At 47.8% G+C, this 23,509-nt stretch carries 16 protein-coding genes; 5 read left to right on the top strand and 11 right to left on the bottom strand.

What is annotated here, in order from left to right:
* Nucleotides 1-246 precede the first annotated feature (246 nt).
* Nucleotides 247-1,347: a DNA alkylation repair protein gene (locus D3H65_RS14060; protein ID WP_211345684.1), complete on the top strand. Its 1,101-nt coding sequence runs from the start codon at nt 247-249 to the stop codon at nt 1,345-1,347.
* 94 nt (nt 1,348-1,441) lie between these two features.
* Entirely contained in the window at nt 1,442-2,107 is a 666-nt protein-coding gene (locus tag D3H65_RS14055; RefSeq protein WP_162915626.1) for a hypothetical protein, read from the top strand.
* Between the two features lie 261 nt (nt 2,108-2,368).
* Here the strand turns inward: D3H65_RS14055 and D3H65_RS33195 are convergent, their stop codons facing one another.
* The 5 genes from D3H65_RS33195 to D3H65_RS14035 form a co-directional block, all read right to left on the bottom strand.
* Nucleotides 2,369-2,932, bottom strand: coding sequence for a PDDEXK nuclease domain-containing protein (locus D3H65_RS33195; protein WP_211345683.1), 564 nt, complete (start codon nt 2,930-2,932; stop codon nt 2,369-2,371).
* Between the two features lie 93 nt (nt 2,933-3,025).
* Complete coding sequence (locus D3H65_RS33190; RefSeq protein WP_211345682.1) at nt 3,026-3,391, bottom strand: DUF1016 N-terminal domain-containing protein; 366 nt, start codon at nt 3,389-3,391, stop codon at nt 3,026-3,028.
* Nucleotides 3,392-3,656: 265 nt separating this feature from the next.
* Nucleotides 3,657-4,814 carry an efflux RND transporter periplasmic adaptor subunit gene (locus D3H65_RS14045; protein ID WP_211345681.1) on the bottom strand — a complete coding sequence of 386 codons (1,158 nt, stop codon included), beginning with the start codon at nt 4,812-4,814 and terminating at the stop codon, nt 3,657-3,659.
* 16 nt (nt 4,815-4,830) lie between these two features.
* Complete coding sequence (locus tag D3H65_RS14040) at nt 4,831-9,246, bottom strand: CusA/CzcA family heavy metal efflux RND transporter (protein ID WP_245999744.1); 4,416 nt, start codon at nt 9,244-9,246, stop codon at nt 4,831-4,833.
* A 44-nt stretch (nt 9,247-9,290) separates the two neighbouring features.
* Nucleotides 9,291-9,674: a hypothetical protein gene (locus tag D3H65_RS14035; protein WP_162915625.1), complete on the bottom strand. Its 384-nt coding sequence runs from the start codon at nt 9,672-9,674 to the stop codon at nt 9,291-9,293.
* 79 nt (nt 9,675-9,753) lie between these two features.
* Between D3H65_RS14035 and D3H65_RS14030 the strand changes: the two genes are divergently transcribed.
* Nucleotides 9,754-10,890, top strand: a complete 1,137-nt coding sequence (locus D3H65_RS14030; protein ID WP_119050912.1) for an aminotransferase class V-fold PLP-dependent enzyme — start codon at nt 9,754-9,756, stop codon at nt 10,888-10,890.
* Nucleotides 10,891-10,912: 22 nt separating this feature from the next.
* A complete protein-coding gene (locus D3H65_RS14025) occupies nt 10,913-11,491 on the top strand; it encodes a YdeI/OmpD-associated family protein (RefSeq protein ID WP_119050911.1) in 579 nt (192 codons plus the stop codon).
* Here the strand turns inward: D3H65_RS14025 and D3H65_RS14020 are convergent.
* From D3H65_RS14020 to D3H65_RS14005, 4 genes are all read right to left on the bottom strand, one after another.
* Nucleotides 11,488-12,759, bottom strand: coding sequence for a Na+/H+ antiporter (locus D3H65_RS14020; protein ID WP_119050910.1), 1,272 nt, complete (start codon nt 12,757-12,759; stop codon nt 11,488-11,490). The two genes, D3H65_RS14025 and D3H65_RS14020, sit on opposite strands and share 4 nt — an antisense overlap.
* A 73-nt stretch (nt 12,760-12,832) precedes the next feature.
* Nucleotides 12,833-13,669, bottom strand: coding sequence for a carboxylesterase family protein (locus D3H65_RS14015; RefSeq protein ID WP_119050909.1), 837 nt, complete (start codon nt 13,667-13,669; stop codon nt 12,833-12,835).
* Nucleotides 13,670-13,876: 207 nt separating this feature from the next.
* Nucleotides 13,877-14,650 carry a M90 family metallopeptidase gene (locus D3H65_RS14010; protein ID WP_119054511.1) on the bottom strand — a complete coding sequence of 258 codons (774 nt, stop codon included), beginning with the start codon at nt 14,648-14,650 and terminating at the stop codon, nt 13,877-13,879.
* Between the two features lie 998 nt (nt 14,651-15,648).
* A complete protein-coding gene (locus D3H65_RS14005; protein ID WP_211345680.1) occupies nt 15,649-19,050 on the bottom strand; it encodes a DEAD/DEAH box helicase in 3,402 nt (1,133 codons plus the stop codon).
* A gap of 42 nt (nt 19,051-19,092) precedes the next feature.
* On the opposite strand from D3H65_RS14005, the gene D3H65_RS14000 reads away from it, so the two are divergent.
* Nucleotides 19,093-20,622 carry a TolB family protein gene (locus D3H65_RS14000; RefSeq protein ID WP_119050908.1) on the top strand — a complete coding sequence of 510 codons (1,530 nt, stop codon included), beginning with the start codon at nt 19,093-19,095 and terminating at the stop codon, nt 20,620-20,622.
* 3 nt (nt 20,623-20,625) lie between these two features.
* Here the strand turns inward: D3H65_RS14000 and D3H65_RS13995 are convergent, their stop codons facing one another.
* Together D3H65_RS13995 and D3H65_RS13990 are read right to left on the bottom strand one after the other, a co-directional pair.
* Nucleotides 20,626-21,228, bottom strand: coding sequence for a response regulator transcription factor (locus tag D3H65_RS13995; protein ID WP_119050907.1), 603 nt, complete (start codon nt 21,226-21,228; stop codon nt 20,626-20,628).
* Between the two features lie 2 nt (nt 21,229-21,230).
* Entirely contained in the window at nt 21,231-23,189 is a 1,959-nt protein-coding gene (locus D3H65_RS13990; protein WP_119050906.1) for a histidine kinase dimerization/phosphoacceptor domain -containing protein, read from the bottom strand.
* Between the last annotated feature and the right edge of the window lie 320 nt (nt 23,190-23,509).

The raw sequence follows: 23,509 nt of genomic DNA, 5'->3' as shown, positions 1-23,509 counted from the left end.
CCAGCTCCATAAATCGGGAATATTACTTATCTCTAAATGACTGTCTGTTTGTTTGTGACGCTCCTCCGTATTGTTTCCAGCCGTTCCCATTTGTAATCCTCTTTCCTTCCAATAATCCGGCATATCGTCTTTGGCTATACCCGGTTTGTTTATGACTGCGCCAATAACAATACAAAACTCAACTTTTAAACCCCGTAATCTTTTCGGCATAACTGTTCTTATATTGCGTTCCAAAATCACGCAATAGTGGAGCCATTCAAGAATATTTATAACGACACATTTTTCAACCAGTTTACCGCCGTATTGGGAAAATGTATCAAGGGGTTTGATAAAAAGCGGTTTCTGAAAAAGATCTATGACGATGCCTGGGAAGCACGGGAACTGAAGCAGCGTATGAAGCATATTGCGCAAGTGCTCCACGAATTTTTGCCGGGTCAATATGATAAGAATATTTCCCTGATAAAGGATATCATCATTGCCCTCCGTAAAGAGGGCATCAGTGGGGGATTGGAATACATGGTCTTCACCGAATATGTAGAGGCCTATGGGCTGGAGCATTACGATATCTCCATGCAAGCCATGGAATTCATTACCCAGTTTATCAGTTGCGAGTTTGCGATCCGTCCCTTCATTATCCGTTATCCCGAAAAGGCCATGAAACAAATGCTCCTGTGGTCAAAACATGAGAGCCTGCATGTACGTCGCTTTTCGAGCGAGGGCTGCCGTCCCCGCCTTCCCTGGGCCATGGCATTGCCGGCATTGAAAAAAGATCCGTCAGCCATCCTGCCCATATTGGAGAATCTAAAAGACGATACTTCAGAGTTTGTGCGTAAGAGCGTAGCCAATAACCTCAATGATATTGTCAAAGACAATCCTGATATTGTATTGGGGATTGTAAAGAGATGGCAGGGCGTGTCACCCCGTACTGACTGGATCATAAAACATGGTAGCCGTACCCTGCTGCGCAAGGCACATCCGCAGGCCATGAAGCTATTTGGTCTGGCCGTAGCAGATCAGATTGTGATAGATAAATTGAAGATCACCGACAAAAGTATTGGTATCGGCGATACTTTGCATTTCAGCTTCGACCTTACCAACAGTGGCAAAAAGCCCATCAAATTGCGTGTGGAGTATGGGATCGATTATATGAAATCCAATGGGAAGGGCAACAGGAAGCTGTTTAAGATCACCGAAAATACCTACCAGCCCGGCCAAACCTATTCATTCAAACGCGCCCAGTCATTCCGTAACCTCACTACCCGGAAACATTATGCCGGACAGCATACCCTGGCCGTAGTGATCAACGGGCAGGAACTGGCTGTTAAGAAATTCACCGTTACAGAATAGCTTGTTAAAAGAAAGTAAAGGCAATAAAGTCCACCGGTTAAAAACTTAATTTAGGGAACAGGAATTCCTCTCTTGCTCCCTAAACCAGGTATCATTGAAAAGAAACTTTACCAGATCAGGCTGGCTATTGATCCCACTTGTTGGATGTAGCCTGTTTGTTCTTTTATACATTATTGCAGCCTGTTTGTATCCCGGCGGTTCCAATACCGATAAAACAGCCGGTGGGTTTGATGTATTGCACAACTATTGGTGCGACCTGTTGGGGCCTGTAGCTAAAAATGGAGAGCACAATCCAGGTTGGCGGGTAGCCATGTGGGCGATGGGCGTACTATGTGTGGCCCTGGCTGTATTTTGGTGGATAGTGCCCAGGCTATTTGAGCGTAGCCGTTGGTACAAGATCCTGATCGCCTATCCAGGTATTATTTCCATGGCCATTGCTCCTTTTCTGTTCACACAATACCATGATCTCATCATCAACCTGGCCAGTATTCCTGGTATCATTGCCCTGGCCACCACGTTTACCGCCTTGTACAGGTATCGTTGGTATAAGCTGTTTGTCTTTGGCCTGGCTTGTCTGTTCCTGATCGGCGCCAACAATTATATATACTATACCGGCCAATGGTTATATGTATTACCCGTTCTTCAAAAGATCACCTTCCTGCTGGTCATGACCTGGATGGGCATCATCACCTGGGTGATCTACACCAGGGCACTACAGAAAGGAGCAGCCCAACCTGTAGCGGCAGGGGCTGGTTATTAAGATTTTTGCAATTTCTCAAGTAGAAAGTGTTGTAATGTGAATTTTGCACGCACTGCGTTTACAATTCAAAATGACCGATAATTTGGCGAAATGCCGGCTTCAAGTCTTGCTTTTTAAATTACGAACGCAGTGCGTTCGCAATTGGAGAGATCGTTAAGCTGATCGAATTTGAAGCGTTTTGAATTGCGAACGCACTGCGTTCGTAATCTAAGTAATGAAGCTGATTTTTTTATAAGTAATTGATTATTAGATATATGCAGCCTATGTGTTACTGGTTTCCTGATCCAGTTTTTCTATTTCCTTTTTAACCTCCTTTACTTCGTCAATGAGCTGCTGTTCAGTGGGTAGGTACAACTGATATTTGCTGGCAATTATGTTTTTATTGTTTTCCGGTAAGGTAAACTTTACAACTGCGTCGTTTTTATCGGCGCATAATAAAATACCTATGGTAGGGTTTTCGTAAGACTGTTTCTCCGTACGGTCGTAGTAATTGACATACATCTGCAGCTGGCCAATACTTTCATGCGTCAATTTGGTGGTTTTGGTCTCTATGATTACAAAGCATTGCAGTAACCTGTTGTAGAGGACAAGGTCTATAAAAAACTCATCCCCTTCAATGTGTAATCGTTTTTGCCGTGCTACAAAAGAAAAGCCGTTACCCATTTCCAGTAAGAAATCCTGCAAGTGTGTAATAATGGCGCTTTCCAGGTCTTTTTCGTAGTAAGAAGTCTCCCTTTTTAACCCTAAAAACTCCAATACCATGGGGTCTTTAATGATCTGTTTAGCCTCAGATGGTAGTTTTTCTTCTCTGGCTACTGCTAACACCTCTTTTACATTACTGCTAACCAGCAGCCGTTCGAAAAGCTGGCTATTTACTTGTCGCTCCAGTTGCCTGGCTGTCCAGTTATTTTTCTCCGTTTAAGCAATGTAAAACTCCCTTTTGTGTTGATTATCAATTCTTAATAAGGTCCTATAGTGTGTCCAACTGAATTGCGAACGCACTGCGTTCGTAATTGGGAAAGCACGATAGAACTGCCGGCACATTTCCAATTGGCGAATAGAAAACCCGCTGCCAAACTGGGGCTGCAAATGCTCTGAAAGTGATTTGATCAAAAACTCGCCGTATTCCGCCCTTTCCTTCCCTTGCTGTTCTTCCTCAAAGATCACTTTGCCAATTTGCCAGTACATAAGTACCCGGTAAGTATCTACAGAACGGATGGCTTTTTCTCTCGCACTGGCAATAATGACCTGGATCTCAGAAATGAGTTCTTTTCTTATCTGCATATGGTAAATGCTGATTTATTAATGACAGAAGATGGACACCCATGTAGCAGGTGCTTAAAAAGGTAAGGCAGGAATATCTCAAATATATAAATAAATAATATAAATTATCCTGCTGGCTGGTCTTTTTTGTGCTACTCCCAGTAACAGGGTTCTATAAACTATAACGGATAGCTATAAAATAATCAGGCGCATAAACAGCCCTCGCCATTTATGCGCCTGATTAAAATTATTACGCTCTCACTACTCACCACTTGCCATTCACCCCTCACTCCTCCGCACTATTCTTCATCTTCATGAGCAAGGTATACGCATTCTTCACTACTACAGCACGATCCGCCGGGAGAGTACTCCTGATCTCTGTAAATCCTGCGGCTGACACCCCTGTTTCCACTGGAAAAAGTTTATACCGGTTGCTGCCTTCCGCACTGAACACATAATACTGGCTATTCCACTTCACTACCGCCTCTTCCGGAACCGCCATCACCTGCGCATTGTTCAACTCGATCGACGCATTCATAAACATGCCGGGCATCAGCCCTTTCACATGCTCGTCCAAATGGCAATGCACTTCAGCCGCTCTTTCTTCATTCACGGCAGGCGTAATGAGCCTTACCGTGGCCTGGTACTTTACTTCCGGATGGCTATTCGTATAACAGGTAACCTTTTGACCGATAGAAAGGTTAACCGCATTGTTCTCAAACACCGTGAGACTCAAATGCAGATCATCCGGACTGATCAACTCAAACAATACATCCGTAGGACTTACATACTTACCTGTATTCACATTTACCTTACTCACATAGCCGCTGATGGGCGCATAGAGGTAGATGCTGCGGGAGATATTGTTCTCGTTCAACGACTCAGGGTTAATACCGATCAGCCGCAACTTTTCACCCAGGGAGCGCAGTAGTATCTTCTGGCTTTCAAATTCACTGCGCGCCTGCTGGTATACTTTATCACTCACCGCCTTCGTCTCATTGAGCCCTTGCTGCCTGTTGAAATCGGCTTCTGCATACTGCAGCCGGCTTTTAGCCGTCAGATAATCCTGCTGCAGCTGGATGTATTGCTGATCCTCCAGCGTAGCCAATATGGCGCCCTTGTTTATCCTGGAGCCGGGTAGCAGGGTTGTTCTCTTGACATAGCCGCCGAGCGGAACACTGATCGACACAATATTTTGTGGCGGCACATCTACTACACCACTCACCTGTAGCGCCGTATGCATTTCCCTTTTCGATGGAGTGCCCGTAGCAATGCCGGCATTGGCCGCCTGTACAGTGGTAAGGGTTACGACATCATCCTGTACTTTCAGGCTATCAATGCCTGTCCTGGCGCCTGGAGCGGCTGCTGTTGCTGCAGCAGGCTCATCTTTACATTGGGTAAAGAGGCTGATGAAAACAAGTGCTGTTATTATTTTGTGCATCATGATCATTCTATTTTGCTTAATGGGAAGCAGTTATTTTTTCTATTTCAAAAGCAGCTTCATTACGTTGCTGTACCGCATTAAAATAATCGCTGCGTATCTGTAAGGCCTGGTTTACCAGTATTACCCAATCGAGGTAACTGGTTTCGCCGGCCTGCAATCGTTGGCTGGCTGTGTGGATAATGGTAGTAGCATTGGGCAATAGCAGTTGCTGATAATCCTTTACCAGCTCACTGCGCTGAAGGTATACCTGCGTGGCAGCGTCGAGGCTGGCATATAGCTGCTGCCGGGTAGCCGCTGTTTCCTGTATCCGCTGCGTTACCTGCACTTCTGCTGCTTTGATCCTGGCCCGTTGTGCTCCCGAAAAAATAGGGATGCCTACGCCTACATTCACAGAAGAGAAGCGTTTGCTGCCTTCAAAGTACAGGTCCTGTCCTCCTTTCGTTGTTTGCCATCCAATTATAGAGGCATTGTTATACCCCGCACTGAAGGTGGGCAGCAACTTGCTTTTCTCCAGCTTGCTTTGTGCAGCTGATAGTTGCACCTGTTGTTCATGCAGCTGAAGCACGGGGCTCGATTGTACCAGGCTGGTATCGGGAAGTAATTCCAGGGAGTACAATACCGTATCGGCAACCGGTTCCGGTTTATCCGGACTATTCAGCAAAAGCTTTAACTGTGTTTGCAACACCTGGTAATCCGATGCCAATAGCCGCAGCTGACTGCCGATCTGTTGCCGTTGGTTTTCCACCGTTGTTTTTTCCAGTACGTCAATATCACCTGCCTGGAAGCGCTGGCGCGATCTGCCGAGCAGGCTGCTATAAAGCGTATCTGCTTCCTGCAGCAACCGGCGCTTTTGCTGCAATACCAGCATTTGGTAAAACACTTCCTTTACCAACGCCCTTAGTGCTACCTGCTGTTGTTGCCGGTTCGTCTCACTGATCAATACATGCGTATTGTTAATAGTGCGCTGGTGTTTATAGACCGATGGGAACTGTATACTCTGCGAAAGCGAAAAACGGTTGTCGTTGGCCAGGCTGTTAAACCGTCCATATTCCACATCGAGCACTGTCTTCTCCAGGTCAAAGCTGCTTTTTTGTAAAGCCTTGTAATAGCTGATCTCTGTATTGGCTATTTGTAAGCGTTGGTTGTTCTTTAAAGCGCTGTCAATAGCAGCCTCCAGCCGGATAGGCTGTTGTGCCTGTACAGCCGTGTTGGCTAACATCAACAGCACAACTGCAGCTGCCAGCTTACGGCCTGGCCTGAAGTAGCCAAAGCCTTTCTCAAACAAAATATAGAGTACCGGCAGCAAGAAGAGCGTGAGCAGGGTAGAGATAATAAGACCGCCGATCACCACCGTGGCCAATGGCTTTTGAACTTCACCACCTGCTCCCGTGCTGATGGCCATGGGTATAAAACCAAGCGAGGGCACCAGCGCAGTCATCAATACGGCCCGCAATTTCGACTTCGTGGCATGGATCACAATACGCCGTACATCATGCCAGCCTTCCTGCTTCAACCGGTTAAATTCACTGACCAGTAAAATCCCGTTCAATACTGCCACGCCAAAGAGCGCAATAAAGCCCACCCCGGCAGAAATGCTGAAAGGCATGTCGCGTATCCAAAGCGCTACAATGCCGCCAATAGCCGATAGCGGAATGGCCGTATAGATCAACAAACCCTGCTTTACAGAATTGAAAGCAAAATACAACAGCAGGAAGATCAGTAATAAGGCCACCGGCACCACAATGCTTAACCGCTCTTTAGCCGCATTCATGTTCTCAAATGAGCCGCCATAAGCGATCGTATATTCCTTGGGCAGGTTTAGCTGTTGCTGTGCTTTCTGCTGTAATTCCTGTACAATGGATTGTACATCACGGCCGCTGACATTAAAACCTACAATGATGCGGCGGCGCGTATTCTCCCGCTGCACCTGGTTTACCCCTTCTATTTCCTGTATAGTAGCTACCATCGATAAAGGTATTTGTGGGCCCTGTTGCGTGGGGACCAACAGGTTTTGAATATCCGCTATGTTTTTTCGTGCATCACCTGCCAGGCGCACCACCATATCAAATCGTTTTTCTCCTTCATATACTTGTCCTGCCACCTGGCCCGCAAAAGCAGTATTCACCACCCGGTTAATATCACTTACATTGAGCCCATACTTGGCCATGCCATCACGATTGTATTTGATTACTACCTGAGGCATCCCCGTCACCGTTTCCTCGTATACGTTAATGGCCCCGTCTACAGATTGTATGATCTCATTAAGCCGGTGCGCATAATGGCTCAGCGTATCCAGGTTTTCCCCGAATATCTTACACACAATGTCCTGCCGTGCCCCGGTCATCAGTTCGTTGAACCGCATCTGCACCGGAAACTGGAAACTCACCGTGATGCCGGGCACTGCCTCCAGTGCAGTTGTCATCTTAGCGCTTAGCTCGGGAAAAGTGCTGGCCGATGTCCATTGCTTTTTGGGTTTCAGCACTACGATCATATCTCCTGCTTCAAAAGGCATTGGATCAGTAGGGATCTCTGAGCTGCCAATTTTCGTAACTACTTTCTCCACTTCCGGAAATTCCTTCAATAGTATCTTCGAAGCCTGTTGCGTGGAGTTAATGGTATTATTCAAATTAGTGCCGGTGAGCAACCTGGTCTCTACCGCAAAATCACCTTCTTCCAGCAGCGGTATGAATTCGCCTCCCATGCGGCTCAGTATCATCAAAGCCCCTATGAACAAGGTGAGCACAACGGCGATCATGGATTTGGGATAATGCAACAAACGACCCAGCATCGGTTGATACCTCCTTCCCAACCAGCCCACAAGCCTGTCTGTCATCGTGTCTTTATGGTTGAGTTTTTTACTCAGACACAAAGCAGCCATCATCGGTACATACGTCACCGACAACAGGAAGGCCCCCAATATGGCAAACGCAATCGTAATGGCCATCGGCTTGAACATCTTGCCTTCAATGCCCTGCAGCGAAAGAATGGGCAGGTATACGATAAGGATGATGATCTGGCTGAACACCGCACTCTTGATCATGGCGCCCGTGGATTTCGTCACCTCTTCATCCATTTGCTGCTGGCTGATGCGCCCCACTTGCCTGAAATGTTTGGAATGCGAAAAGCGGTGCAGGATCGCTTCTACCACAATCACCGATCCATCCACGATCAATCCGAAATCAATAGCGCCCAGCGACATCAGGTTGCCTCCTACGCCAAACTTGTTCATCAATATGATGGCAAACAGCATGGAGAGCGGTATCACAGAAGAAACGATCAGACCCGCCCGCAGGTTACCTAAAAAGAATACCAATACCAGTATCACGATCAGCGCGCCTTCCAGCAAATTCGTCTCTACCGTTTCAATAGCATTGTTCACCATCTTGGTCCGGTCCAGGAAGGGCTCGATCACTACTCCTTCAGGCAGCATTTGTTGTATCTCTTCGATCCGTTTCTTGACCCGCTTAATGACTGCCGAAGAGTTCTCTCCTTTCAGCATCATCAGCACCGCGCCTGCTACTTCTCCTTTATCATTATACGTCATAGCGCCATACCGGATGGCCGCGCCGTATTGTACCGTAGCTACATCGCGCATGAGCAGCGGCACACCATTGCTCAGCGTTTTTACCACTATCTTTTCAATGTCTTCCAATGCTGCCGTAAGCCCTTCACTACGGATGTAAAGCACCGTAGGCCCTTTTTCAATATAAGCGCCGCCCGTGTTCTGGTTGTTTTTCTCCAGCGCGTCATACACATCGGCAATCGTAAGTTGATAGGCTTTCAGTTGTTCCTGCCGCACCGCAATTTCATATTGCTTCAATTGTCCGCCAAAGCTCGATACCTCGGCCACACCCGGTGTGCCCATCAGTTGGCGCCTTACGATCCAGTCCTGCAGCGTTCGCAGCTGCATCGCATCATATTTTCCTTCATATCCGGCTTTGGGCCTTACCACATATTGGTATATTTCTCCCAGTCCCGTGGATACGGGGGCCATTACCGGCGATCCAATCCCGGCGGGTATTTCCTGTTGTACCTGTTGCAGTCGTTCGCTGATCTGTTGTCGCGCCCAGTATACATCCGTGGCATCATCAAATACAATCGTCACCAGCGAAAGGCCAAAGCGCGAAAAACTACGTACCTGTTTTAGCCCGGGTATATTGCTGCAGGCCTGCTCAATGGGGAAAGTAATGAGCCGTTCGATATCCGGTGCCCCCAGCGAGGGAGAAACAGTCAGCACCTGTACCTGGTTGTCCGTAATGTCGGGCACCGCATCAATGGGCAGCCTGGTTACTTCATAGCTACCCCAGGCAACAAGTGCAATAACAAATAATCCAATGATCAGCTTATTCCTTACGGAAAAGCCGATGATCTTATTCAGCATAATTGATTGGGTCTTGTAAAAATGATCAATAAAGAAATTGGAAAGCAGCATGTATGCTGCGTTCCAGTAATCCTATATATCCAATAGATCGTGGTTCAGACAGCTATTTTCGGCGGCCTGAATAAAGAGCCTAAGGCAGGCTGGGGGAGAAGATCATTGTTGAATACCGGTTGCACCACTACCGAGGAGAGTACCAGGTGTTTTTCAATAACCGGTCTAATAGTTGGGATCACCGGGTGATCAATTGAGTGGATGTCTACTTTCTTATAGGGCAATTGCGCATCCCGGTCATTATCATTGTCATTGAGATCCGTGCCCCAGTAATGCATGGCGAGAAACTGGATAAAGCCTATCTGGCTGTCCCGCTGGCGGTGTTCTGTAAAATGCGCCAGCATCACCGGCAGTTTTACAAACTGGTTCAGTGAGGTGTCATTCAGCAGAAGAATGAAAAATAGTATGTATAGGCACCCTTTTTTCAACAAGGCAAATATATTCAAGTATTTCCAAAATCAAACCCGGCGATCATAGCCATTGCTAATGAATTGATTAACTTTAATTATGAACTATCCTATTGATGCGTCCAGGCATTTATTTGAATTGGAAGAAGGCATTACCTACCTCAATTGCGCCAATATGTCCCCCATGCTGCATACCGTGCGGCAAGCCGGCTTGCAGGCCCTTGATACCAGGGCCGCTCCCTGGAAAATTGCCGGGGCCGATTGGTTCACCCAGGCAGAAATATTGCGGGAACTGGCAGCCACTGTATTTCAAACCCATGGAAACAATATCGCGCTGGTGCCATCCGTGAGTTATGGCTTGGCCGTAGCCGCTAAAAACCTGCCGATGAAGCCTGGCCAGTCCATCATGGTACTGGAAGATCAATTCCCTTCTAATTATTATGTATGGGAACAACTGGCGCGCCGGCAACAGCTACAGCTGATCACCATTCCGCGCAGCCAGGAGCAAAATATCACAGACAGCATATTGGCTGCCATCAATAACCAGACGGGCCTGGTAGCCATTCCTAATTGCCATTGGATGGATGGAGCCCACATCGACCTGGAGGCAGTCAGTGGGGCTGTTAGAAAAGTGGGCGCCAGCCTTGTATTGGACCTGAGTCAGTCCCTGGGCGCACTGCCTGTTGATATAGACCGGATACAACCCGACTTTGCCGTAAGTGTCGGTTACAAATGGATGTTAGGGCCCTATGGCCTGGGTTATATGTATGTAGCTCCCAAGTGGCAGGCACAGGGAGATCCTTTGGAATATTCCTGGCTTACCAAAAATGGCGCTGAGGATTTTGCAGGCCTCACCAACTATAAAGATGGTTACCGGCATGGCGCCCGAAGGTTTGATATGGGCGAATTTCCACAGTTCAATCTGCTGCCCATGTGCATTGCCGCATTACAGCAGATCATTCATTGGAAGCCGGCAGCAATTCAGCAACAGTTAACAACGCTTACAGGCAGGATCGTGGCGTACAAAAAAGAAAAGGGCATCGGCTTAAATAAAGAACACTTTGTAGGGCATATGTGTAGTATCCCCCTGGGTGATAGGGATGTAACATCCCTGAAAAAACGTTTGGAGCAGAACAAAGTGATCGTTAGCTTCAGGGGTTCTTCCATACGCGTGTCACCGCATTTGTACAATGATGTTCCCGATCTTGACAACTTGCTCGCCTGCCTGGAAGCATAATTATTTTACCAAACAACAGTTCATGCCTGTTCCAAACGACGATTTACCCGTCAAAGCTTTTAAAACAAGCGAACTATTTGAAGCCTGGGTAGCTAAAAACCAGGAAGGCAAAGGCCTTTGGCTGCGTGTATACAAGAAAGATTCAGGTATACCCAGTATCACCATCACCGAGGCATTGGATGTAGCACTCTGCTACGGATGGATAGATGGGCAGCGCAACAAGTATGATGAGGAGTCCTACATTCAGAAGTATACACCGAGACGACCTGGAAGTCTTTGGTCAAAGAAGAATATTGAAAATACCGACCGCCTCATCAAAGCTGGGAGAATGACAGCCCGTGGACTGAAAGAAATAGCCGCTGCCAAAGCAGATGGACGATGGGCGGCTGCCTATGATTCACCAGCCAATAGCCAGATACCCGAAGACTTCTTAAAAGCCGTGAAGAAAAATAAAGCTGCCTGGGCATTGTTTCAAACCCTTAATAAGACCAACCTCTTTGCCATTTCCTGGCGCTTGCAAACCGCCAAAAAGCCGGAGACGAGGGAAAAGCGGATGCATGCCATCATAGCGAAACTGGAAAAGGGAGAAAAGTTTCATTAATGCGTCTTGACCGCTTGCTCAGGATGTTTTGCTTTCAGCTGCCTTACGATCCAGGGAAGCGTAAGCCCTTGCCCTACAATAGTGAACAATACCACCACAGTGGAAATAAAAATGATCTCTGCACGCATAGGAAAGGGTTCCCCATTTTTCAATTCCTTGGGTAAACCGATGGCAATGGCGAGCGATACAATGCCCCGCATGCCCGACCAGCCAATGATCATGCATTCCTGGAAGGTCAATAAAGCTGCTTCAGTTATTCTCCTCTTTTGGCTGCTGAAGGCTTTTTGAAGGTTTACCTTTTGCAGGAATACCCTGGCCATACGCAATACCAGGGCGGCAATGGTGATAAGTAGTGCATAGCCAATATAGGGCCATATCATGCCCTTGCCAATAGACTTTATCACAATGGGAAACTCCAACCCGATCAGGATGAAGATAAAGCCATTGAGTAAAAAGATGATGATGTCCCAGATGTTTTTCGATTGATGCCGGATGCTTTCCGGAAATCGCATGGCGCTTAATCGCGAAATACTCAAACCCAGCATCACTACTGCGATCACACCCGATACATGAAATTCCTCTGCTACCAGGTAAGTGATAAAGGGAGCCAGCAAGGTGAAGCTAATAGCTACCAGACTATTCTCCCGTACAGTCCGCAGTATAAAGCCCAGCATTTTGCCTGCCAGCAGGCCTATCAGCACGCCACCGGCCATCAGCCCCAGAAAGATCAGAGAAGCTTTCCATATCACGAAAGCAGAGCCTGTTACAGCCGCTACTGCAAACCGGTAAGCTACCAGCGCCGAGGCGTCATTGACCAGGCTTTCACCCTCCAGGATGGTCGTAGTTGTGTGCGACAAGCCCAGGCCCTTGGTGATACTGATTGCTGCTACAGCATCCGTGGCCGAAAGGATCGCGCCCAGCACAAAGGCCAGCGGCCAGTTCATACCGGGAATAAAAGAGTACGCCAGCGCTGCAATGCCCGTGGCTGTTAGGAATACCAATCCTACCGCCAGCGTGGCAATCGTATTGCTGTTGACCCGGAAGCTTTTGAAGGATATATTGAATGCTGCATCATACAAAAGAGGCGGCAAAAAGAGCAATAGTATTATTTCCGGGTTCAGTTCGATCGGTGGCATACCGGGTATAAAACCAAGCCCTATACCGGCTACGATCAGTATGATGGGTGATGATAGCTTTATCCTGTCTGCTACGGCAGAAAGCGCCATCATAATGCCCAGCAGCAATAAGACAATGCTGTAATTTTCCATATATCCAACAATATCGGAAATAGTTCCATTTGTTGGAAATCTTCATGCCGTATGTTTCGTTTATTATAGCTTCTTACCGCTTGTGCGATAACATCCATTCATAAATATTCATACCATTTTCCTTGTAGGCGGGATCGGTCGCCTTTGTCCAGCAGTCATGTTTAAGGTCTGCATTGGAGGTGGGAAAAATAGTTTGCCTGGCTGGTATAGCCGGGTTGAAGCTGTTGATAGCAGCTACAAAATCTTTGGTCTCTTTGGAAGGGATCGCCTGGTCTTGTTCATTGTGAAAGCACCAAACCGGAAGTTTGTTATCGGCAATTCCTATTACCGTACCGGGCAGGTTGTACGTGAAAGCGCCGGCCATCGTTACGATAGCGGCAGGCACCGTGGGTTCCAGTGCACCAAATTCTGCCGTTTGCCGGCCGCCCAGGCTAAAGCCTGTAAGGTAAAAATAGGATTTATGGATCCGGTATTTTGAAAAAGCATAATCTATAAAAGCCCGCAGGTCCGCATAGCGGGGCTCAGTTTTAAATTGTGGTACCAACACGATTAGCGCAAAATTTTGACCATTGACCAGAAAATTGGGCGGAAACTTTTGTTGTCTTAGCCATACAGGGGTGCCTTCCGTCAGCACCTTGGCCAGATCTGCCGTGCTGCCCGTGCCGTATTGCCCGGCTCCCGGCAGGAAAATCAGCAACGGATACTTGGCGTCGTTTTGTCCATACTGTGCCGGCATAGCCTCGTAATAGCCTCCTATATTGTTGCCAATACTTTGGGTGACAGGTGTTAAGACAGCGGGTTGTGTTTCAATCGTAGTGGGAAGTTTGTCGGAATCATCATCTTTGTGGCAGGATACAGCCAGGATCGACATACAGATCCATGCTGTAAGGATACAGTGTTTCTTATTCATATCAGGGTGGTTGATTTTCAGTACAGACTAACCCTAAATACGAATTTTATGCCCGGGTAGGTGAGGAAATACTGACCCATTAACCAGTAAATAACCCGTTCCTCTGGATAAGACATATCGATGACCGGATAAGGAACTCAGGACCCCTTCGAAGCAAAGGATTGCCGACTGCCGATTGCCGACTGTCGATTGCCGATTGCCGATTGCTTAGGAGGGAGTGCCTGGCAGGAATATCGTTTTCAGTAAAGCGTAGAGCTCCGGGTGTTTCTTTTCCATTTCAGCCGGCTTCTCAAAAAAGTATTCAGATACGACCGCTAAAAACTCAGCTTCATTGGTGGTGCCATAATAGTTAATGTCCGACCGGCCTTCCCGTATCAGTTGCATTTCTTCATGTATCCGTTTAAGCCAGGGCTGGGCATATTGGTGGGGGATGAGCGCTTCCGGCAATCCATCTGTAGCGCCATCCGATTTATCGACCAGGTGTACAAACTCATGGATCGCCGTATTGTGCTTGTCTGAGCTGCCCGTGAAACCCTCCCGCACATTCTGTTGCGAAAGGACCATTACATTTTGCATAGGCCCATTGCCTACCATGCCCAGGATATTGCGGTCCTGCCCATCCTGCCCAAATTCCTCGTTAAATGATCCGGGGTACAATAATACTTCATGAATGTTCCTGTATTCCCATCCCGGAAAAGCAAAGATGGGGATAATGGCGCCGGCGCCTACCAGCACCTTGTCTACATCTTCTACCGTGGTCTTCACACCCGTAATAGGCACTTTTTGAAGAAACTGCATTACCCGTTGCTCAAACGATGCTTTTTGCTCATCATTGAGTGCACGGTAAAAAGCTACATACTGTTGGAGTATCGATTGCAGGTTTTGAGTCGATAAAGCCGGTATTACCTTTTTCTTCCTGAAGGCAAGAGAAAGCAATACACCCATAATAGCTAAGCCGGCAATACCTATAATTGTTTCCATACCGTACAAAACTACTGTATTGTGATGCGATGGCCAATTAGGTGATTGCTGCCCATTGTAAAAAAAAGAGGGCGCCTCCTGTTTTTTGCAAACATAGGAGACACCCCTTTGTACACCTGGTACAATCATTATTTCTTTATCCTTGTCTTATGATATAAATTTTATCGTTTAAAAATTGGATTCAGTGAAATGGGTTACGGTTAATAGCTGATTACTAAAACTATCCTCCAAATCCTGGCCTTCGTCTTCCCTTACATCCTGATCTCCATTTCTCTTTACCTGGTGGCTGGCGTTCACCGCAGATGTCGATCAGTATTGGTAAGGTAACAGCCAGTGGCAATAGCCCTCAGCTGATAGTATAACCATCAGCCAACCAATAACCACGAACAGTTAAATTGCTAACAGCTAACTCCTAAAAACCTAAAAGCTAACTGCTAACTGTTCTTGCCTAAAGCTCGCAGCTCGAAGCTCACCGCTCGCAGCTTGTATTCAGTGTTGCACAACACTTCGTCTTCCACCGACCATGCTTAGGGGCCCCGTCCACACAGTCGATCTGTTCACAGCAAACATACAACACCGATATACCCGTTTCCAAATTTAAAATGTCTGCTGTTGACTGCTTTTGGTTGTTTTGGCGTGAAACGGTTGTTTTTCTACACTTTTTTAATCTTGTTATTAAAATAGCTGATGCAGTAAAATAAAATTTGGATTTGGCATACCACAGATTGTATGTTTGTTCGGTTTGAGAATGAATGGAAGGATGCATAGCTTGGTCAAAGGTCAACAAAAAGATCAGTCAGTTACCAACAGGAAGGAAAGTACAACGCACGGAGTAATTCTAAATCCGAAATTCGTATTCCTTCAGTATGGCTACAGTATAGCTTCAGTATACCTTCAGTATGGATAGAGTATGCTAATAGCATCAAACGCCAAAACAGCCACTTTTCGCCAAGACTGTCAGGGCAGCTGGCGCCCCTGCGGCCCGAAAAGTAAGATGCCTACGCCGGCTGAAACCACAATAAATTGAGGAGGTCGTCCTTCGATAGCGATGACAGTAAGGAGGAGCCTGTTTTCACCAGGTCATCTGCCAGTATCTTCTTATGCTCCTGCATTTTCATCATCTTTTCCTCTACCGTTTCCGGGCAGATCAGGCGTACCGCGATCACCTTTTTATCCTGGCCTATGCGGTGTGCCCGGTCAATGGCCTGGTTTTCCACCGCAGGGTTCCACCAGGGATCTACCAGGTATACATAATCTGCTTCCGTGAGGTTGAGCCCCGTACCGCCTGCTTTCAGGCTGATGAGGAATACACGGCTACCGGGATTCGTTTGGAAGGCATTGACCACCGTGCCCCGGTTGCGCGTACTGCCGGTGAGCATTTCAAAACCAATACCCCTTTTGATCAATTCCTTACTGATGAGTTCCAGCATCGACACGAACTGCGAAAACACCAGTATCTTATGATTGGGTGATTTGTTTTCGATCTGCTCCAGCAGTGTATTGATCTTGGCAGAGGTGCTGCCTGTAAGGGCATCATCACCCAGCAAAGCAGGCGCATCACAGATCTGCCGGAGACGCGTAAGCCCCTTCAATACATTCATGGGACTCTTCTTCAGCTCATCCGCCGTAGTAGCAGAAATATACTCCCGGAACTCTTTTTCATAAGCCTGGTAGATGCCCCGCTGCTCCTCATCCATCTCACAGTACAATACCATTTCAGTTTTCTCCGGCAGTTCCGGCGCCACTTCTTGCTTCGTCCTTCTCAGGATAAATGGTTTTACTTTCCGGTGCAGTTCGATCGCGCGCTTGCTGCTTTTGAACATATCAATGGGAATAGAGTAGATGTCTTTAAAATACTGCTTGCTGCCCAGCAGCCCCGGACAGGCAAAGGACAACTGGCTAAACAGGTCGAAGGTATTGTTCTCTATCGGTGTACCCGTAATCGCTATCTTATTGCGGGAGGTCAACAGCCGTACTGCCTTGTACCGTTGCGTTTCGGGGTTCTTGATGTTCTGCGATTCATCCAGGAATACATAGTTGAAAACATAATCTTTCAGGAACTGGATATCCGACAACAGCGTACCATAGGTCGTTAGGATGAGCTCGTATTGATCAAACGCTGCTGTGTGCTTTATCCGGCCTGCCCCATGTACCGTATAGATGTTTATAGAAGGAGCGAATCGTTGTACTTCCTGCTGCCAGTTGAAGATAAGCGTGGAAGGCACTACCAGCAGGTTGGTATTCCTTTTCACCTTGCTTCTTTGTGAAAGTATAAAGGCAATGATCTGGATCGATTTGCCCAGGCCCATATCATCCGCCAAACAGCCTCCAAAGTTGAGGTCGTCCAGGAAATTGAGCCAGTTCAATCCTTCCCGCTGATAGGGGCGAAGCGTCGCCTGCAAGGTATCGGGTACTTCAATTTCTTTGATGCGATCGATCTGCTGTAGCTTCTCCCGGTATTGCTGTACTTCCTGCATCACCGCTTCATCCACCATCGCTTCGTCATACAATTGCTCGATCGTAGTGAAGTTGATCTTATCGATCCGGATGGTCGATTCATCGATGATCTCGGCATTGTTGAAGTAATCCGTAAACTTAGCGATCCATTCTTCCGGAAGGATCCCCTTCGTGCCATCATCCAGCTGCACATATTTGTTCTGGTTGCGGATCGACTTATAGACCTGTTTTAAGGAAGCCTTTTTCTTACCAAACTTTACCTGTACATCCGCATTGAACCAGTTGATGCCCGAATGTACCTTGATATCGATTTTTACTTTATGCGGATTCAGTTTATTCCCATCCAGCTCATTGAACCCTAATACCGTAATACCTGCTTTGTTCCACTCCTCAAACGCATGGAGAAACCATTCTTCTGATAAGAAACGGTCCCGGTGCAGGTACCAGTAGTGCAGGTCGTTTTCCAGTTGTTCTTCAAAGTGTGGATGCTGGTGTACAATCAGCGCGTTGAATGCCTTCTCTGCCTGGTCATCACGCTTTACCAGGAATTCTTTTCCCTTCTCATCCGTCCCATGCACCAGTCTTAAAGTGCGGATAGGTATCTCGATTTCGCCATACCTGATCACCGGGATGATCATCACATAATTCTTCAGATCGGATAAATAGATGATGCGTTGCGGCCTGTTGTTAAATCCTTGCTGCTCCAGTTGCCCAGGCGTTGCTTCCTGTATGTATTCATAACCGATCCGGATCGTGTCTTCCAGCTTATCCAGCAATTGTAATTTGAATTCCCGGTATTTGCTGGCATGGATCAGGAACTGGCTCTTTTTTTTCAGCAATTCAATAACGCCGAGTGCCTGAAGTTGATCTACCAGGTACAGGGTATCATCCGCCTGCACAAACCAGTTGTACCGCAGGCTCACATCCCCCAGCGTATAGTCTTTGTCATCCAGCGATAGGCGCCCCCCTATGGCATAGAATTCCCCTTCCTGTGTTACCGTAAGCGTTAGATTGCCCGGTATCAGCGCTGCCTGTACAGGTACTATAGCCGTGGACGTAATATTGTCGGATACTGCAGGATTGTGATAATAGAAACGATAGCCCGCCGGATTCTTAACAATGGCTTTCAGCGCCGCCAGGTCCGAAGGCGATCGTTTGGCCGCCGGATGGTTTTGGAATTTATGAACAGCCGTATAGAACTTCAGGTGCTCCGGATCATCGAGCGTCCAGGCCAGGTCGAGGGGCGGCACCGGCGTCATAGGATTTTTTATTTTCCCTTCTTTCGATACCGGAGCGCTGTACAATTCGACCAGCAGGTGCTTGTGGTATTTGTGTTGTTTCAATACCACACAGATCGTTTTGCCATCGGCTGCAACGTCTTCCTGCGGAATGCTATCAGGTACCGGATACAGCACCTGGTTCATGGCCTGCAGGGTATCCTGGTTCACCGCCAGCAGCGAAGGCAGCCGGGAACTGATGGCTAGCTTATTGTGCTCAAAATGGATGGCGAAGTATTCGTCCAGGTTGGTAGTAGCAGAAAGACCATAATCAGCGGCAAACCTGGTCAGTTTTTCCTGTCGCAGCTTTGCATCGAAAAAGATGCGCAGCTCTTCCCGGCGTACCAGCGCCGTCAATACCTGCGCTTCATGCACACACAATTTATCAGCAGTTTGGTGACAGGTGCAGGAGACCAGCAATTGTTGTTCCTGCCGTATGACAGTAACCGGTGGAAAGGGAGGCACCGCATATTGGCTGAGGAAAATGCCGTTGTCGATATCCAGGCTATGCGGGGTGATGAGCTGGTACTCCCGGGGTTCCACATACACGCCTGCCTGGCTATGTTGTGCGATAAAAAGCTCCGTAAGGCTTTCCAGGGGAATCCTTTTAAAGCCTGTGCCCCGGGGTCCGGAAATAGATGCCTCATTGCCTGCTGCCTGGTCCATAAGCCTGCAAATATCGGCTATTTAGTAGTATATTTAAGTATCATGAAACGCCTGCTTCCTGCCATCCTGCTGCTTTATACCGGCCTTGCCATGGCCCAGTCCACCTCCATTGGTATTTTCCAACAACAAGCTGATATTGGTAATCCTGCCATCAAAGGCGGAGTATCCTGGAACAGCCAGACACAAACCTACCAACTCAAAGGAGGCGGGTATAATATCTGGTTCAACCGTGATGAGTTTCAGTACGCCTGGCGCAAAGTAAATGGCGATTTTATATTGACGGCTAATGTGAAATTGTCCGGTACAGGCAAAGATCCCCATCGCAAAATAGGCTGGATGGTGCGTGCCGGTGAGCAGGCAGATGCTGCCCATATGAGTGCCGTGGTGCATGGCGATGGACTTACCGTATTGCAATGGCGTCGTTCCAAAGGCGCTGCCATGCGCGATCCGCAGGATGAACTTTTTACGACGAAGAAACACGCAGAGATCATCCAGCTGGAGCGCATCGGCAAAACCTTCATCATGCGTGTGGCCAACGCCGGTGAGTTGTTACAGGAAGTAGGCAGGACAGACAGTATCGAAATGCCCGATGAGGCGTTGGCCGGTTTGTTCATTTGCAGCCACAACCCCGATGTATTGGAAGAAGGCATGGCCTGGAATGTGCGCATAGAGAAAACAGTACCCGATACCCACAATGGTTACCGCGATGGTATCTTGGGGAGTCGCCTGGAATGGCTGGATGTATTCAATGGCAGGCGTACCCTCATCCATGAAGAGACTGGCCGCCTGGAAGCCCCCAACTGGATGCCCGATGGCAAGCGCTTATTATTCAATAAGGGCGGTTCACTGTATACTATACCTGTTACGGGTGGAGTGCCTGAAAAACTGTCTACCGGATCCGCCAATCGCAACAACAATGACCACGTAATTTCTTTTGATGGAAAAATGCTCGGCATCAGCCACCATCGCGATGGTATGCCAGGTGGAGGTTCCACTGTTTATTACCTGCCATTAACCGGGGGCGAGCCTGTATTGATCACCGATAGTACACCCTCTTATTTGCACAGCTGGAGTATCGATGGCAAGGAAGTGCTGTATACCGCACAACGGTTAAGTAAAAGCCCCGCCTATAATATTTACAAAAAGCCCATCAACGGAGGGCCGGAAGTAGCACTAACGAAACATACTACAGGGCTGGCCGATGGGCCTGAATATGCACCCAACGGACAATACATTTATTACAATGCCAATCATTCCGGCACCATGCAGCTATGGCGTATGAAGTCCGATGGCAGTGCACAGCAGCAACTCACTCTTGATGAATTCAACAACTGGTTCCCCCATATTTCTCCCGATGGTAAATGGATAGCCTTTATTACTTTTCCTGCAACAGTCGATCCGGGCGATCATCCCTTTTACAAAAGGGTAATGTTGCGCCTCTTGCCTGTGGAGGGCGGTACGCCCAAAGTGATCGCTTACCTGTATGGCGGTCAGGGTTCCATCAATACACCGTCCTGGAGTCCCGACAGTAAGCGGCTGGCCTTTATCAGCAACAGCGGCGCCTTTAAGTAGCTGCTACAATAAATGGCTGTTTTGCATCACCCATTTTAGCAAGGCATTGTTCCCTTCATCCAGTTGTAATTTCCGGCAAATATTGTGGCGGTGGTTCTTGATCGTATAGGGACTCAGGAACAGGCTTTGAGCAATTTCCTTGGTGGTCTTTTTATCGCGGATCTGTTGCAGGATACTGAGTTCAGTGGTATTGAGCAGCGAGGCCGGGTGCATGATCTTTTCTCCGGCTGCTGAATGGTGCAGGATCTTGTTCATCACCAATTGTACCCCGGCAAATAACTGTGCTTCATCTACCGGTTTAATAATATAGTTGGCCGGGTTGGTAGAAGCTGCCTGTGCGATGATGCCCCGGTTTTGATAGGAAGTAATATAGATCACTTCAAAGGCAAAATCATGGCGCAGGCGCGCAATAAGCTCAATGCCCGATTCCGTTTCCTGGAGGTTGATATCACACAACAGGAGGTGTGGCAGCATCTCCGGCATGGCAGTCAGTGCTTCGTTGACCGACAAAGCAATGCGGGTAGTGCATTGAAAGGAGGACAGTAACTGCTGTTCAATAAACCGGGCTATAATGATCTCATCTTCTATTATAAGTACGCGTACCATAATTACACGGGAATTAAGAACTGATAAGTTAATCCGAGGCCATTTGTTACGTTAATTTTACCATTCATTTGCCGGGCCAGGTCATGCACCAGCGAAATACCCATCGTCACCTGTTTTTCCTGCTCCAGGTGATCCATTCCCCTGCCGTTGTCGGCATAGATAAACTGCACGGTGTCTTTATCTGCAACTTGCATCGTGATCCGGATTGTCGGATCGCGGTGCTCAGGAAAGGCGTATTTAAAAGAATTGGTGAGCAGCTCTGCCAGGATCAGGCCAAAGGAGAGCGCCTGCTTACCCTGTAATTGTATGCCGCTCCCAATATCCTGGAGAATGCGGATCTTGCCTTTGCTGTCATAGATGCGTTGCAGGTGATCCGCCAGCTCCGTGGTGAATTCCCGTACATGAACAGCGGATTGCTCCTCAAACCGGAACAACTTTTCATTCACCAGCATCATCGCTTTGATCTTGCCCATATTGCCCCTCATGATCTCCCGGGCCGCTTCATCATTGACCATCGGCACCTGGAGACTGCTAAGGCCATAGAGTAGTTGCAGGTTATTCTTTACACGGTGATTCAGCTCATTGATCAGCGTCTCAATTTTGGTATTCCTGTCCGCCAGCAGCGCTTGCTGCTCTTTGAGGTGGCGGTTGGATATACTGAGTTCTGAAGTACGGTTTTCTACTTTCTTTTCCAGTATCGCATTTTGGAATTGCTGCAGGCGGTTGAGCTCCTCCAGTACCGCATGTTTATCTATTTCATGCTGGCGGAGGTCTTCTTTGAGACCCGTGGCAAACAGGAGGAAGACTGCCAGTGTGGTGAAATTAGAAACATAGGGAGCACTCAGCAATGACCTTTCCTTCAGTAATGCCGAGCTGAGTAGCACATAAATGGCCGAACCAAAGAACAGCAACAGACCATAGGCAAGGTACCGCTGCGCCGTGGTGAGCCGCCGCCAGCATAACCAGAGGGAGGCTGTAATAAAGCTTAAAGGAAATACAGACAGCCACAAATTGATCGTATTCACCAGCTGAAAATTACCCGTAAAGTAGTTGATGCAAACACCGGCCAGCGATAACACACCCAGCTCTATCACCAGCATACGCCCTACATTGTATAGGATGGGGTTGTGTAGTTTCATTTGCCAGAAATCCATCATCAGCATATAAATACCTAAGCTGCCCAGGTGAACAAAGACGAGGTTGAACAGCCAGCCCATGGGAGGTTGATGTGGAAATGCCCACTCAATAAGATAACCGCCTGTACAGATACCATACATGCCAATGCCGCCTATATAACACAATAACCACAGGTAAGGCCTGAACCGGCTTACCGCCCAGGATACCAGCGCATATACAAAGAACAGGCAAACCGCCCCCTGCGCAAACGCATCGATCAGCCTGCGCTGGTGCAGTTGCTGCAGGAATGGCTCCTTTTGCTGCAGGGTAAAGTTGAAGACCGGCATATAGCCCTTGCTATGGTAAACCTTTATTAATAGTTCATACGATTGCCCGGGCTGAAAGATCAGCGAACTAAACAATCGCCCATCGTAGGGTACAATAGCGCTTTGTTCCCGGAAAGCACCTGCCTGCTTATGGAGTATACACTGATTATTGTGATACAGGTACACATCCACCAGCGTGAGGCTGCTAAAGGAAAGCATCAGGTTAGCCGCTGCACCGGTCTCATTGCTGATGGGCATACGCAGCCAGTAAAAGCTGGTAGTTGTTTGTTGCTGCAACTGATGGACAGGCACAAACAAGGCTCGGTGGCTATTGACCGTGCTGGTGTCGGAACTGCGGGAAGGATCTTCCCAGGCAGTGAGGTAGTTGGTCAGCTCCACTTTTTGTACCGCCTGGGCGCCCGGGCGAAGGGTCAAGGTATCTGCCTTGCAGGGTAGCGCTGCAATAAAAAAAAGGAATAACCAGCAGATGCGTTGGCGGGCTAAGGGGTTGATCAACATGTGCACAAAAAATGCAATATAGTATATCCCGCTTAATAAATGCACCTAATAAAATAAAGACCCCGGGGTCTTTATTGGACGCTGCCATCCGGTTGCTCCATTGCTCCGTGGAAGTTGCAGATATTCCGCCCCCTATGTAGTGGTGTTGACAGGATATTGATCGTAAGAACAAGAACCATTTCTGTGGTTAATGGGGATCATGTATGAATTGCAATAAGTAGTATATGGATTGATCGAAAGAGAGGCCGAACAGACCCAGGATGCCCACTGAATGCTGTCTACAGGAAACCCATAGATAAAAAACCTTCCTAAATTAGGAC

It is taken from the genome of Paraflavitalea soli, assembly GCF_003555545.1.
Taxonomy (GTDB): Bacteria; Bacteroidota; Bacteroidia; order Chitinophagales; family Chitinophagaceae; genus Paraflavitalea; species Paraflavitalea soli.
This window is presented reverse-complemented; position numbering and strand designations above follow the sequence as displayed.